The organism is Paraburkholderia sp. BR10872 (genome assembly GCF_040965835.1).
GTDB lineage: Bacteria > Pseudomonadota > Gammaproteobacteria > Burkholderiales > Burkholderiaceae > Paraburkholderia > Paraburkholderia nodosa_A.
On sequence record NZ_JBFRCN010000022.1, the window covers coordinates 44,262 to 58,237 of the forward strand.

Here is a 13,976-nt window from a genome sequence, read left to right on the forward strand (position 1 = left end):
AGGGAAGGGCTTGCATAGTTCGCGGAGACTTCCTATAATCTTTCTTCTCTGATGCGCGCCGGAATAGCTCAGACGGTAGAGCAGCGCATTCGTAATGCGAAGGTCGGGGGTTCGATTCCTCTTTCCGGCACCAGGATTCAAGCAAAAAGCCCAGTCTTCGACTGGGCTTTTTGCTTTGTGGCGTCGGCGTGCACGCAGCGGCCTCGCCCGCCTCTGCCATCCCATCCTCCCATCGCCCCCCAAGTCGCGCTACCTGAGCTTAAGCGCCCTCACGCTTCTCGCGCAGAAAGTCGATGAACGCACGCAGCTTGGGCGGCAACTGCGCACGTCCGACCGTATACAAATAGAACCCCGGAAACGATGCGCCCCACGGCTCGAGCACCGGCACGAGCCGGCCTTCCTCCAGCGGCGCGCGCACGTAATCCTCGATCACGTGCAGAAGACCCACGCCCTGCTCCGAGGCGCGCACCATGGTACGCAGATCGTTCGTCACGAAGCGGCCCTCGGTGACCACTTCGAACACGCGCCCTGGGTCGCCCGGCTGCGCGAACTCCCATCGGTAGACCCCACCCGTCGCGAAGCGATAGTGCAGGCAATCATGCGCGGCCAGGTCGTCGGGGGTGACCGGCCGGCCGTGGCGTTCGAAGTATGCGGGCGAGCCCACCACGACGATGCGAACCGGCCCGCCGATCGGCACCGCCACCATGCCCGGCGCAACCGATTCGCCCAGGCGAATGCCTGCATCGAAGCCGTCGCCGACCAGATCGGCAAAACCATCGTCGAGCGCGAGTTCGAGCTTGATCTGCGGATAACGCGTCATGAATTCCGCGAGGTGCGGCATGACGAGCAGCTCGCTCGCCACGCGCGGCAGGTTGATGCGCAGCGTGCCGGCCGGCGCGTCGCGCGAGGCGTCGAGCGCCTCGAACGCCGCCTCGATCTGTGAGAGCGCGGGCTGGACGCGCGCGAGAAACTGCGCGCCGGCCTCGGTCAGCGCGACCCGGCGCGTCGTGCGATTGAAGAGCCTCACGCCGAGTTGCGCTTCGAGCGCACGCACGGTTTGCGATAGCGCCGACGTCGAGAAGCCCGCGGCGGACGCCGCACGCGTGAAGCTGCCGTGGCGCGCGACAGCAGCCACCGCCAGCAGTGCAGGCAGGCGTCCCGCCAGTCCCGAGGTGACGGGCGGCGCTAACGCCGGAGTGGAAACCGGGCTCATCTCGTCTCCATTGTGAAGCCTGACTTCACAGTGCTTTCAGGTGAACCCGATTTTTCCACAAAAAGGAATAGCGCAAGATGAGTTCGCGTTCGCCAATCACTCTTTGAGGAAACCGCCATGAAACTCGACAGCTATACCCTGCTCGGCCGCTCGGGCCTACGCGTCAGCCCCATCGCCCTCGGCACGATGACGTTCGGCACCGAATGGGGCTGGGGCGCCGACGAAGCCGCCGCACAGCGACTCTTCGACCTCTATGTCGACGCAGGCGGCAATTTCATCGATACCGCCGATCTCTATACAGAAGGCACGAGCGAAACCTGGGTCGGGCGCTTCGCGGCGGCACGCGGTCTGCGTGAGCGACTCGTCATCGCCACCAAGTATTCATACAACGCGCAAGCGGGCAATCCGAACGCCGGCGGCAACCATCGCAAGAACCTGCTGCGTGCGCTCGACGGCTCGCTCAAACGCCTCGGCACCGACTACATCGATCTCTATTACCTGCATACGTGGGACCGTATGACGCCCGTCGACGAAGTGATGCGCGCCATGGACGACGCCGTGCGCGCCGGCAAGATCCGCTACGTGGGCCTCTCCGACGTGCCCGCCTGGTACGCGGGCCGCGCGCAGACGCTGGCCGACTGGCGCGGCTTCGAGCCGGTAGCCGCCATGCAGCTCGAATACTCCCTGATCGAGCGCAACGCGGAACACGAATTCGCCGATCTCGCGACGCAACTCGGCATGGGGCTCGTGCCCTGGAGTCCGCTCGGCATGGGCGTGCTGTCGGGAAAATATCGGCCGTCGCAGGCAAGCGAAGGCGTGAGCGGTGCGGGCCGCTTGCAGACGATGGGCGCCAAGCCGCCGCCCGGCTTCGACAAGCTCTCGGCGCGCAACTTCGCGATCGTCGCCGAGCTCGAGCGGGTCGCGCACGAGGCCAACCGGCCCATGGCGCAGGTCGCGTTGAACTGGCTGTATCAGAAGCGCGGCGTGGCGAGCATCATCGTGGGCGCGACCAGGTCGGAGCAACTCGAAGAGTCGCTTGGCGCGCTCGACTTCACGCTCGCGCCCGAACTGGTCGCGCGTCTCGATGCGGCCTCCGAGCCCGCACACCCGTTCCCGTACTACATGTTCGCGGACGTCCACCAGTCACGTATTCACGGTCAGGTGGACGTGCGCGCGACGCCCGCGAACCATGCTCACGTGCAGCGCGTGCCGGCGCCGCCGGAGGCCCAAACGTAACGAATTATCGGAGTGCATCAAGAGGGCGCGCCCCAATGCGCGGCCATTTACGCACGTTCGGTCATTAATCGCGGCCAAATGACGCGCAACAAAGTATTAATCGCCCAATTGGATAGAAACGGTCGCTTACATAGTTTTAATTCTTATTAACGTTTCGACGTCAACGGCTAAGCATAATCGACCGTTGTACATAAACGGTATGTGCCAGCCAAGGCCGAAGGACCGGCCCGCCCTTGCGGCGCGCAATACGAACGCGGCAAGGCGGCAGAACCCGCGCCGTGCTCAGAGCCGGGGGAAGTGCGCTCGAGGCGTTGTGCAAGTGCAGCAGATGCTGCGCGGGAGTGTTGGGAGAAACGTGGGACGTGCGCGATTCACGCAGCATGCGACAGTACGAAGGACATCTCAACAATTATATTCCCGCGCCGTTAATCATTTGTATCGCTGTGCGAAGAAGCAACACGCGTGCGAGAAAAGCACTGTTACCGTAAGCGGGACTAGCGCAGCAGAAGTAGCGAGCCGGATAATCGGCTTACATAGGAGAAAGATCATGGACGCCAAACCGCCAAGGGTTCCGACCCCGGACCAAGTCTTCAGCCCGGATCCGGAACCGGTGGCCGTTGAGTTTCTCGGCGATGAATTGCCCGCTCACGTGCGCGCATTTCTCGACGAGCAACGCAAGGCACACGAACAGAAGTGACGGGGAAATGCACACGTACGCGCTCGCGAGCACGCGGTAGACGTTCGTGTGACTAAAGACACGCGTAGCTCGGGGACGCGCGTGTCGTGCTGCGCGCAGTTTTGCGCAATAGCAGCTTGCACCCGGCGCGCTGGATCGCGGGCGCGCCTCGATGCGACCATCTCGAAGATTCGACCTCAGCGCCGTTAGACGCAAGCGCGCCATAACCGGCTATGCTTCGGTTTTTATTGCCGGCGTCTCTCTTCCACTCGATGACATTGCTGACCCGTGCGAACGCGCGCTGCGCTGCAGCGCTGCTCTTCGCCCTGCCGATCGCATCCGTCCACGCCGACGGTGACGACACCGCCCTGACCAACCTCGTCGCGCTCGTTTCCCAGCGGCTGGCGCTCGCCGAACCGGTCGCGCACTGGAAATGGCAGCATCACAAGCCGATCACCGATACGCCCCGCGAAGACGCCCTGCTCGCCGACGTGCAGAAGCGCGCCACGGCAGCCGGCGTCGATCCCGCGTTTGCGCGTGCATTCTTCCGCGATCAGATCGATGCCAGCACGCAAATGCAGAAGTCGCTATTCGACACGTGGCGTGCCTCCCAGGCGCCCAGCGACCCGGCACCCGATCTCGCTACGGCGACACGGCCGCAACTCGACAGACTCACCGGACAATTGATCGGCGCGCTCGCACGCGTGCAGCCGCTGCGCAGCGCACCGGATTGCCCGGCGCGCGTCGCAAGGACGGTGGCGAACTGGAAGGAGCTCACACGATACGACTCCGCGCGCACGAATGCGATGAATCAGGCGCTGGAACACGTGTGCGAAGCGGGCGGCGTGGGCGGAACCGCCTAAGCGCTGCTATGCCGCGCTCGTGAGGCCGTCGGCCTCGGAGGGGTGCAGCACCTGCACGCGAAGGCCGCGTTCGAAGTGCGTCTGCAGGATGCGCCAGGTCGAGAGCTCGAATACCCGCTCGGCGCTGTGGTCCACCAGCGCCTCAGCCTCGGTAGTGGTGGGAAAGGCGCCCATATAGCACCAGCGATCGATCAGGTGATAAACGTCGGCGCCATTCGTCGAGTCCTGCTCGAGCACGACCACTGCGCCGCCGAATGGCCAGGGCGCCGCCCCAAGGTCGGCAGGGTCGCGCTTCGACACACGCGGCATGCGATTGAACGAGGGCTTGAGCGTGGCGATCCATTGCGCCTCGACAAGGAGCGCGCCAAGCTCGCCGCCTGTCGCTCGCCACTCCACGCGACGGACCTGCTGCGCCATCCGTTGTTCGCGCGACGAGCGCCGCTCACCCGAAAGATGCGCACGCACACGCTGGCGCACCCGCACGCTGCGCCCCACATAGAGCGGGACGTCGTTCTCGCCATAGAACGCATACACGCCGTGGCCTGCCGGCGCCGTGTCGATGAGTTCGTCGGTAATGTCGCCGGCGAGTACGTGGCGGCGCGTCGTACGCTCGATCTGCGACGCCAGCGCTTCCCCGGGCACTAGCGCGGGTAGCCGCTGCCAGAATTGCCAGAGGAGATCGGCGTCGGCGAGCGCGCGATGTCGATCGGACGGCACGAGCGCGTGGCGTCCGACCAGCGCGTCGAGCCCGTGGCGCTTCTCACCCGGAAAAAGCGCCCGCGACAGGCGCACGGTGCACAGCACATCGGGGTTGAAGGAATAACCGGCACGCTCGAACTCTGCGCGCAGAAAGCCGCGATCGAAGGCCGCGTTGTGCGCCACAAAGAGCTTGCCGGCGAGTCGCTCGTGGAGTTCCGCCGCAATCTCGTCGAAGCGCGGCGCGCCGCGCACCATCTGGTCCGTAATACCGGTGAGTTGCTGGATAAAGGGCGGGATAGGCTGGCCGGGATCGACGAGGGTGCTCCATCGTGTCACCTGTCCTTGGGCCACCTCCACAACGCCAACTTCGGTGATGCGGTGCTCGCCTGGCGAACCGCCGGTCGTCTCGAGGTCCACGAAGACGATGGGAAGATCGCCGGCGGGCTGTGCGGCGCTCGAGGAGGATTCAAACATGGAAAACGACAGGGGAAATGGAAAACGGCCCAAGTATGCACCGTTTGGACGCCACGCGCCGACGGTTCCGGCAGTGCAACTACGACTTGTGCCTTTTAGTGAAAACCCGAATCAGAAGAATCCCGGATTCCAGGGTTTTCCCGATTAATTCCGCGACTAAAAGCATGACAAGTCAATTTGACTAAATATCAATATGTCAAAATAAAAAACCCCGGGGTTTGCCCGGGGCCTGGTGTCGCATGAGCGTACGCGTAGCGAGCGCTCGCACGCTGTACTTACAGCGGCTGAATGTTCGCGGCCTGCTTGCCCTTCGGACCGACCTTGACGTCGAACGACACACGCTGGTTCTCCTTCAACGACTTGAAGCCGTCGGCGCGGATTTCCGAGAAGTGCGCGAACAGATCGTCGCCGCCCGCGTCAGACGTGATGAAGCCAAAGCCCTTCGCATCATTGAACCATTTGACGATACCGGTTTCCATGTTTCAGTTTCCCTCGAGATTTTAATGACGCGGGTAATAACCCTCACGCCGTATCCAGCCAATTCCCGCCGTCCCGCTTCGCGAATTCCAGGTTTGAAATGCAGCAGAACGAAAATCAGCCTTGCCGTTATACGGGGAACGACAATCGCCAGTCAAGCGAATTTTTTATAACAGCATTCCCGATTCAGCGATAAAAGCGGTACGCATCAAAAAGCGGCAAGAAAACCGTATGCCATCCGAATGAATATATAAAAGTACGTCGTTTTTACCCGATTATCTCGCTCACGTCATTTCTACCGGGAAGTTTTCCCGAAGTGTAACAATTCGTGTCAAACGTAAGTGTTTCTCCCGGTTGTTCGAGTAATACATTCAATTCATGATTCATATTGTTAGCGGCATCGGAGGTCATCATGCTGACAGCTCTGCAGCGATGGATTCACTGGCTCGTACAAACGGACGGGATTGCGCCAACGGCTGAAGAAGCCGAAACCTACGGCGCATGGCACGGGGACCACTGGCACAACCTGCTGTGTTCCCCTATGGACGCCAGGCACTACGTAATGGAAGACTGGAGCCTGCAGCCGGAACCGCCGCATGCGGGCACCCGATAAGGTACGCGTAGCGCGCGTGGCTGAAGACAGGCAAAAAAAAGCGCGGCTGAAAAGGCCGCGCCGACAAAGGTTTGGAGATCTTTTTCGTCAACGAAAAAGTCTGCTTCGGAAAGCAGCGATTGCAGTATAGCCGGAGCCAGGTCTCACGATTAAGTATACGGCGCGCAATCATCTGTTACGCTGCGCGCAATAATCAGTTGAAATCGTTTTAGGCCGTTTTCCGCAACCGATTGTTGTAGCGATCGCACAACGCTCGATCGGTTGACAGTTTCATCCCTCTCCCGAGAAATCCGCTCAAAGCCTTTACCAGCAGGGCTTAAGACGAGCGAGATAATCATTTCAGATATCGCAATACTTTATTGCGGAATTCGGAATACCCCCTCTTCGAGCACCCTCTCTACACTCTGCCTGTCTGGAAACCGTCTCGGACTGATTGTCTCGGACTGATTAATTCGTACCACGCGAACTTTGCCTCTCGCTGCGCTTCGCATGGTCGGTTTCCCAAACAGGGTTCAACGAAACCCACCTCTGTTCTCGGAGTTACAAAGATGAAAAAGACTCTCATGGTCGCCGCCCTGACGGGCGTTTTTGCAACGGCTGCACACGCGCAAAGCAGCGTTACGCTGTACGGCCTGATCGACGCAGGCATCACCTACGCAAACAACTCCGGCGGCCACAGCCTCTGGAAGGCATCGAGCGGCACCGTCAACGGCAGCCGTTGGGGCCTGCGTGGCGCTGAAGACCTCGGTGGCGGTCTGAAGGCCATCTTCACGTTGGAAAACGGCTTCAACATCCAGAACGGTACGCTTGGCCAGTCGAGCCGCATGTTCGGCCGCCAGGCGTTCGTCGGTCTGGCAAGCGACCAGTTCGGCGCGGTCACCCTCGGTCGCCAGTACGACTCCGTGGTCGACTACCTTGCACCGCTGTCGAACACCGGCACGCAATACGGTGGCACGATCGCTGCCCACCCGTATGACAACGACAATCTGAACAACTCGGTCCGTTTCAACAACACGATCAAGTACTCGAGCGTCAACTACGCTGGCTTCAAGTTCGGCGGCACGTACTCGTTCTCGAACAGCACCGAATTCGCGAACAACCGTGCGTACAGCTTCGGCGCGACGTATAACTACGCCGGCCTGAACGTTGCAGCTGCTTACCTGCACGCAAACAACAACATCAACAACCAGCAGTTCAACTCGTCTTCGTTCTCGGGCGCGCAAGCGGGCGACTACACGTTCGGCGCAGGCCGCCAAAGCACGTTCGGCGGCGGCGTGAACTACACGTTCGGCCCGGCAACGGCTGGCTTCGTCTACACGCAAACCCAACTGGGCAACGCGATCAACATTTCGCCGGCGCAGTCGGGTACGAGCAAGGGCATCTCGCTGGGCGGTAACAGCGCACGCTTCCAGAACTTTGAAGGCAACATCCGTTACGCTCTGACCCCGGCCCTGAGCCTGGCTGGCGCGTACACGTACACCCGTGCGAACTTCGGCGGCGGCGTGAACCCGAACTACAACACGGTCGCACTGCAGTCGGACTACGCACTGTCGAAGCGCACCGACGTCTACCTGCAAGGCGACTGGCAGCACGTGTCGTCGAACCAGGACGGTATCGGCGCGTACCTGAACGGTCTGGGTTCGGCTTCGACCCGTCAGGACCAGGTTGCTGTGACGGTCGGTATGCGTCACCGCTTCTAAGCAGCACGCTGCTGGCCGTCTCGGCCAGCACTGCAGCTGAAAAAGGCACTCTCGGGTGCCTTTTTTTATTTCTGCGGCAACCGATACGCTCAGCCTCGCGGCGGCGGATAGCGCACGTCCAGGACGTCGATCGGCTCCGGCCCCGCCGGCGTGTGCAGCGTGACCTGATCGCCGATCTTCGCCTTCAGAAGCGCCCGCGCGATGGGTGAAACCCAGCTCACGTGGCCGAGGTCGAGATCGACCTCGTCGATGCCGACAATCGTGATCGAATGCGCCTCGCCGTCCCCGGTGCCGTACTCGACGGTCGCGCCGAAGAATACCTGGTCCACACTCTCCTGCCGGCTGCTGTCCACGACTTCGGCCAGATCCAGTCGCTTCGTGAGGAAGCGGATGCGGCGGTCGATTTCGCGCAGCCGGCGCTTGCCGTAGATGTAGTCGCCGTTTTCGGAACGGTCGCCGTTCGAGGCCGCCCATGAGACGAGCTTGACCACTTCGGGCCGCTCCTCGTCGATCAGGTGCAGCAGTTCGCTGCGCATGCGCTCATAGCCGGCGGGCGTGATGTAGTTCTTCGTGCCGGTGGGAACTTCCGGGAGACCGGCTTCGAGATCGTCGTCGTCGTTGTCGGTCGATTCTTTGACAAATGCCTTGTTCATGATGGGATCACTGCGGTACGTGTACTGATTCAGTCATGACTACCAGCGTACACGAACCTCGCCGCAACACAAATCACGACAGGGCCTTCCCTTTTTTTAAAGCCCTGCTATAATCTCTTTTCTGCGTGCGGCTGTAGCTCAGTTGGATAGAGTACTTGGCTACGAACCAAGGGGTCGTGGGTTCGAATCCTGCCAGCCGCGCCACTTATTCGAAACGTTTCTCGTCTGTTCGATCCGGGAAGGGTTTCAAGCAGTATACTGTAGTAAGTAGTATCGTTTTAGCGTGCGGCTGTAGCTCAGTTGGATAGAGTACTTGGCTACGAACCAAGGGGTCGTGGGTTCGAATCCTGCCAGCCGCGCCACCAAATAAAGGGCCTTTCCGAATGGAAAGGCCCTTTGTCTTTTCAGCTGCTGAATTGGCTGCGCAGGGTTCGCGCGAGAAGCGGAGCCTAACGCGGTGGCGCGCCGATATCGCCGATCTGGGCGTCGGGACGCGGCAGGTCCTCCACGTCGCCAATCGCACTGGGCTCCGCCACCGGCTCCATGCCCATCCCTAGCAATGCCTGGGGCTGACGCAGCATCTCCCCTACCGTCTCACCGAAGCGGCTCGCGACAAACGCCCGCAGCAGCGCCTCGCGCGTGGTTTCTCCGTAGGCTTGCACTGCACGCGAGTCACCCTCGAACTCGGCCACACAAGAAGCCGGCTCGCCTTCGCGCAGTTCCACGCGCCTCGCGCGGTCGAGCACCACGCCGGCCGCCTCCCACGAATCGGTGGGCATGAAGCGGCCATCCCACGGGCGCCCGCGGTCGTTGCCGCGCACGGCGACGGTCTCGCCGCTGTCGGTGAAATAGATTTCACGCACGAAGTCCGGCAGGCTGCGTGCCACCCAGTAATCGAGTGCGAGGCCGGTCAGTTTAGCTACGTTCATTGCGAGTCCCTCGTTTCGGTTCGAAGGAAGATGGCGCACGCGCCCCGATCAATAATCCGCACGCTCGCGCTCGATGCGCATGCCGCCGTCGTGGCGATGGTGCCCGTCGTCGCTCGAGCGCTCGCGCGCGATGCGCATCACGTCCGGATTCGTGCGCACGCGGCGCATGACGTTCGCGAGGTGCACGCGATCGCTCACCTGGATCACGAAACGCAACATGTTCGATTCCTGTGCCAGATCGTCGTCCATCGCGATGTGCACGATATTGGCGTCTGCCGACGTAATGTCGGCCGCCACGCGCGCGAACACGCCCTTGGTGTTCTTCACCAGCACCTTCACGGCGACGTCGAACAGACGCCCCGGCTGCGGCGCCCACGCCACGTCGATCCAGCGGCCCGGGTCGCGCCGGTGGATACGCTGTGCCACGCGGCAGTCGGTCGTATGGATCGCCATGCCGAGGCCGATGCCTATGTAGCCCATGATGTCGTCGCCGGGAATCGGGCGGCAGCAAGCCGAAAGCTGCACCGACATGCCCTCGGTGCCCGTAATGACGACAGGCGGCGCCGGCGGCGCATTCGGGTCGCGCGGCGGATGGTGATGCTCGGCGTCGTCGGCGTCCTGGCCGCTCATCAGCACTTCGATGCGCTTGGCCATAACCGCCGCCACGCGCCGGCCAAGACCGATGTCGGCGAAAATTTCCTGGCGGTTCTTGTTGCCGGTCCACAGGACCAGCTTCTCCCACACTTCCGGCGTGACCTCCGAAAGCTGGTAGCCATAGCCCTTGAGCGCCTGATCGACGAGCCGCTCGCCCAGCTGCACCGACTCCGTGAGACGCATCGTCTTCAGGTAGTGCCGGATCGCCGAACGCGCCTTGCCGGTCCGCACGAAGCCGAGCCACGCCGGATTCGGCTTGGAGTACGGCGCCGTGATCACCTCGACGATGTCGCCGCTCTTCAGTTCCGTACGCAGCGGCAGCAACTCGTTATTGATCTTCACGGCCACGCACTGGTTGCCGAGGTCGCTGTGGATCGAATAAGCGAAGTCGAGCGCTGTGGCGCCGCGCGGCAGCGCCATGATCCTGGACTTCGGCGTGAAGACATAGACGGCGTCCGGGAACAGGTCGATCTTGACGTGTTCGAGGAATTCGCTCGAGTCGCCCACCTCGCTCTGGATGTCGAGCAGCGACTTGAGCCACTGGTGCGCGCGCTTTTGCACGTCGTTGAGATCGGCGCCGCCGTTCTTGTAGAGCCAGTGCGCCGCCACGCCGGCTTCGGCGATCTCGTGCATCTTGCGCGTACGCACCTGGAACTCGATCGGCGCGCCGAACGGGCCCACGAGCGTGGTGTGCAGGGACTGATAGCCGTTCACCTTGGGAATGGCGATGTAGTCCTTGAACTTGCCCGGAACCGGTTTGTAGAGCGCATGGAGCGCGCCGATGCAGGTGTAGCACTCGAGCGCCGATTCGACCACGACGCGAAAACCGTACACGTCGAGCACCTGCGAGAACGACAACTGCTTGTCGCGCATCTTCTTGTAAATGCTGAAGATGGTCTTCTCGCGGCCGGTGACTTCGGCGTCGAGCTTAGCGTCGGCAATTGCGCGCTGCACCGCTTCCAGAATCTTGCTGACCACTTCGCGGCGATTGCCGCGCGCGGCTTTCACCGCCTTTTCGAGCGTGGCGTAACGATTCGGATTGAAGTTCGCGAAGCTCAGGTCCTGCAGCTCGCGATAGGTGTTGTTCAGACCGAGACGGTGCGCGATGGGCGCGTAGATGTCGATGGTCTCGCGCGCCACGCGGCGGCGCTTTTCTGGCGGCACCGCACCGAGGGTGCGCATGTTGTGCAGCCGGTCGGCGAGCTTCACCAGAATCACGCGCACGTCGCGCGCCATCGCGAGGAGCATCTTGCGGAAGTTCTCCGCCTGCGCTTCCTCGCGGTTGCGAAACTCCATCTTGTCGAGTTTCGACAGGCCATCGACCAGTTCCGCGACCTTCGCGCCGAAGCGCTCGGCGAGTTCCGCCTTGGTCACGCCCTGGTCTTCCATCACGTCGTGCAGGAGCGCGGCCATGATGGACTGCGCGTCGAGCTTCCAGCCGGCGCAGATTTCCGCGACGGCGACGGGATGGGTGATATAGGGTTCGCCGCTCTGGCGATATTGCCCGAGGTGGGCCTCATCGCTGAAGTGGAACGCCGCCTTGACCTCCTTGATTTCCTCGGGAGTGAGGTAACCGGAGAGCGCGGCGGTCAGATTGGCGATGGAGACGACCCCGTGCTTGCGGGGCTGCTCCGGCGTCGCGGTCGGACCGAACAGATGTCGAAACGACTGTTCGAGGACCGCGTCGATGTAATTGCGCGCAGGGCTCGCAGTCTCGGCTTCCTGGTCCACGTCGGTGGCCGGCGAGGGCGTGATGCTCATGTTCCCCTCCGTATCAGGTTTGGCGTTGACGGTTAAGCGGCTGCGGCGGTACGAACTACATGGCGATCGACAATGCCTCGGAACGCGCCCTTAGACGGGCACCTTCTTCAGCATTTCGAGGCCGACCTGGCCAGCCGCGATCTCGCGCAGCGCGACAACGGTTGGCTTGTCGCGGCTTTCGATCTTGGGCGTGTGACCTTGTGCGAGCTGGCGGGCGCGATACGTCGCGGCGAGCGCCAGTTCGAAGCGGTTCGGAATCTGTTTCAGACAATCTTCGACGGTGATGCGGGCCATGTCGGGTTCCTTCTCATTCTCAGCAGGTTCTTATTCTACCTTATGTGCCCGACGCGCCGGGCTGCGGGTGGTGGATACCGAGCTGCACGAAGAGCTCGGTATGCCGCGCGTATTGCGAAGCGAAGCGCAGGCGCGTAGCACTCACGATATTGCGCAGCTCCTGCAACGCGCGATCGAAGTTCTCGTTGATCACGACATACTCCGATTCGCTCGCGTGCGCGATCTCGCTGCCCGCTGCGAGCAGGCGCCGCGTGATGACGTTCGGCTCGTCTTCGCCGCGCTTTTTCAGGCGGTCGGCGAGCGCTTCGAGCGAGGGCGGCAGGATGAAGATTTCCACCGCATTGCGGAACTGCTTCTTCACTTGCTGCGCGCCTTGCCAGTCGATTTCGAGCAGGACGTCATGGCCGATTTTCATCTGGTCTTCGATCCACACGCGCGACGTGGCGTAGTAGTTGCCATGCACTTCTGCGCTCTCGAGAAACTCGCCCGCGGCGTGGCGCGTGAGGAAGTCGTCGACGGTCGTGAAGTGATAGTGCTCGCCGTCGCGCTCCTTCGAACGCGGCGCGCGCGTCGTGTACGAAACCGACAGGCGGATCGCGCTGTCTTCAGCGAGCAGCGCGTTCACGAGCGTCGACTTGCCCGCACCCGACGGCGCCACCACCATGAAGAGGTTGCCGGGGTACATGCCCGCATACGGATTGCGCTTCTTGTCGTGCTTCGCGTCCGTTTTGGGGGCGCTGCTTTGGTCGGTCATGTTCGTTGCTTCCTTCATTCGAGATTCTGGACCTGCTCGCGCATCTGCTCGATGAGCAGCTTGAGCGTCATCGAAGCGTCCGCGAGCTCCTTCGCCGCCGCCTTCGAGCCGAGCGTGTTCGCTTCGCGGTTGAGCTCCTGCATCATGAAGTCGAGACGCTTGCCGACGCGGCCGCCCTTCTCGATCACGTGACGCGTTTCGTTCAGGTGCGCCGTGAGGCGCGAGAGCTCTTCGGCGATGTCGATGCGAATGCCATACATCGTCACTTCCTGGCGAATGCGCTCGGCGATTTCCTCGCGCGAGATGTTGCCGATGCTGCCGCCGTTGCCGTTGCTGTCCGGCGCGGCGATGCCGAGCGCTTCCTGCAGGCGCTCGACGATCTTCTGCTGGTGCTTCGCGATCAGCTCCGGCACGAGCGGCGTGATGCGCGCGACGATCGCCTCCATTTCGGTCACGTTCGCGAGCAGCATGTTGGCGAGCTGCGCGCCTTCGCGCGCGCGCACTTCGATCAGGTCGGCGATGGCCTGCTTGCCACAGCCGAGCACGGCGTCGCGCAGCACCTCGGGCGCCACGCCGCTTTCCGCCAGCACGCCGGGCCAACGCAGGATCTCGCCCGTGCGCAGACGACCCGATTCGGGAAACGCTTCGAGCACCGCACGCTCGAGCCCGGCGAGCTGGTCGAGCGCATCGCGGTTGAGCGCGCCCGCATTGGCGCCCTGCTCGCTCTTCTGGATGTTGATGCGGATGTCGACCTTGCCGCGCGAGAGCTTCGTCATCAGCATTTCGCGCAGCGTGGGCTCGCACACGCGCACGTCTTCGGGCATGCGGAAATTCAGATCGAGAAAGCGCGAATTCACCGTGCGCAATTCGACGGAGACACTCGCGCCGCCCGTGCCCGAAGCCGCAGCAAGCTCGCGCGTGGCGCTGGCATAGCCGGTCATGCTGTAAATCATGGTTCGTCTCGCGAAGAAAGCCGTGGC

General features: G+C 62.3%; 14 protein-coding genes and 3 tRNA genes. 8 read left to right on the top strand and 9 right to left on the bottom strand.

The genetic code is table 11. The features are described from left to right. Nucleotides 1-57: 57 nt before the first annotated feature. Nucleotides 58-133 (top strand) — tRNA-Thr (locus AB4Y43_RS18595). A 126-nt stretch (nt 134-259) separates the two neighbouring features. On the opposite strand, the gene AB4Y43_RS18600 is transcribed toward AB4Y43_RS18595, so the two are convergent. Beyond that, entirely contained in the window at nt 260-1,213 is a 954-nt protein-coding gene (locus AB4Y43_RS18600; RefSeq protein WP_368603983.1) for a LysR family transcriptional regulator, read from the bottom strand. A gap of 117 nt (nt 1,214-1,330) precedes the next feature. Here AB4Y43_RS18600 and AB4Y43_RS18605 point away from each other — a divergent pair, with 117 nt between their 5' ends. From AB4Y43_RS18605 to AB4Y43_RS18615, 3 genes are all read left to right on the top strand, one after another. Next, nucleotides 1,331-2,449: an aldo/keto reductase gene (locus AB4Y43_RS18605; RefSeq protein ID WP_368603984.1), complete on the top strand. Its 1,119-nt coding sequence runs from the start codon at nt 1,331-1,333 to the stop codon at nt 2,447-2,449. A gap of 547 nt (nt 2,450-2,996) precedes the next feature. Next, nucleotides 2,997-3,146, top strand: a complete 150-nt coding sequence (locus AB4Y43_RS18610) for a hypothetical protein (RefSeq protein ID WP_176732842.1) — start codon at nt 2,997-2,999, stop codon at nt 3,144-3,146. A 251-nt stretch (nt 3,147-3,397) separates the two neighbouring features. Beyond that, nucleotides 3,398-3,988: a chorismate mutase gene (locus AB4Y43_RS18615; RefSeq protein WP_368603985.1), complete on the top strand. Its 591-nt coding sequence runs from the start codon at nt 3,398-3,400 to the stop codon at nt 3,986-3,988. Nucleotides 3,989-3,994: 6 nt separating this feature from the next. On the opposite strand, the gene AB4Y43_RS18620 is transcribed toward AB4Y43_RS18615, so the two are convergent. Next, nucleotides 3,995-5,161 carry an exonuclease domain-containing protein gene (locus tag AB4Y43_RS18620; protein WP_368728485.1) on the bottom strand — a complete coding sequence of 389 codons (1,167 nt, stop codon included), beginning with the start codon at nt 5,159-5,161 and terminating at the stop codon, nt 3,995-3,997. 275 nt (nt 5,162-5,436) lie between these two features. Then, entirely contained in the window at nt 5,437-5,640 is a 204-nt protein-coding gene (locus AB4Y43_RS18625) for a cold-shock protein (protein WP_028205165.1), read from the bottom strand. A gap of 410 nt (nt 5,641-6,050) precedes the next feature. Between AB4Y43_RS18625 and AB4Y43_RS18630 the strand changes: the two genes are divergently transcribed. Together AB4Y43_RS18630 and AB4Y43_RS18635 are read left to right on the top strand one after the other, a co-directional pair. Continuing rightward, on the top strand, nt 6,051-6,251 hold the full coding sequence (locus AB4Y43_RS18630; protein ID WP_083245145.1) for a hypothetical protein: 201 nt from the start codon (nt 6,051-6,053) through the stop codon (nt 6,249-6,251). 548 nt (nt 6,252-6,799) lie between these two features. After that, nucleotides 6,800-7,951, top strand: a complete 1,152-nt coding sequence (locus AB4Y43_RS18635; RefSeq protein WP_069262673.1) for a porin — start codon at nt 6,800-6,802, stop codon at nt 7,949-7,951. Between the two features lie 89 nt (nt 7,952-8,040). On the opposite strand, the gene greB is transcribed toward AB4Y43_RS18635, so the two are convergent. Next, nucleotides 8,041-8,604 (bottom strand): transcription elongation factor GreB, encoded by a 564-nt coding sequence (gene greB, locus AB4Y43_RS18640; RefSeq protein WP_368728486.1) that lies wholly within the window; start codon nt 8,602-8,604, stop codon nt 8,041-8,043. A gap of 127 nt (nt 8,605-8,731) precedes the next feature. Between greB and AB4Y43_RS18645 the strand changes: the two genes are divergently transcribed. Further along, nucleotides 8,732-8,808 (top strand) — tRNA-Arg (locus tag AB4Y43_RS18645). 81 nt (nt 8,809-8,889) lie between these two features. Next, a tRNA-Arg gene (locus AB4Y43_RS18650) sits at nt 8,890-8,966 on the top strand. Nucleotides 8,967-9,053: 87 nt separating this feature from the next. Here the strand turns inward: AB4Y43_RS18650 and AB4Y43_RS18655 are convergent. From AB4Y43_RS18655 to AB4Y43_RS18675, 5 genes are all read right to left on the bottom strand, one after another. Beyond that, nucleotides 9,054-9,533 carry a phage protein NinX family protein gene (locus tag AB4Y43_RS18655; RefSeq protein WP_368728487.1) on the bottom strand — a complete coding sequence of 160 codons (480 nt, stop codon included), beginning with the start codon at nt 9,531-9,533 and terminating at the stop codon, nt 9,054-9,056. A gap of 48 nt (nt 9,534-9,581) precedes the next feature. Continuing rightward, nucleotides 9,582-11,948 carry a bifunctional (p)ppGpp synthetase/guanosine-3',5'-bis(diphosphate) 3'-pyrophosphohydrolase gene (locus AB4Y43_RS18660; protein ID WP_342948547.1) on the bottom strand — a complete coding sequence of 789 codons (2,367 nt, stop codon included), beginning with the start codon at nt 11,946-11,948 and terminating at the stop codon, nt 9,582-9,584. A gap of 90 nt (nt 11,949-12,038) precedes the next feature. Beyond that, complete coding sequence (gene rpoZ, locus AB4Y43_RS18665) at nt 12,039-12,242, bottom strand: DNA-directed RNA polymerase subunit omega (RefSeq protein WP_006400783.1); 204 nt, start codon at nt 12,240-12,242, stop codon at nt 12,039-12,041. A 40-nt stretch (nt 12,243-12,282) separates the two neighbouring features. Beyond that, a complete protein-coding gene (gene gmk / locus AB4Y43_RS18670) occupies nt 12,283-12,996 on the bottom strand; it encodes a guanylate kinase (protein ID WP_069262947.1) in 714 nt (237 codons plus the stop codon). Nucleotides 12,997-13,010: 14 nt separating this feature from the next. Beyond that, nucleotides 13,011-13,949 carry a YicC family protein gene (locus tag AB4Y43_RS18675; RefSeq protein ID WP_069262677.1) on the bottom strand — a complete coding sequence of 313 codons (939 nt, stop codon included), beginning with the start codon at nt 13,947-13,949 and terminating at the stop codon, nt 13,011-13,013. Nucleotides 13,950-13,976: the final 27 nt, after the last annotated feature.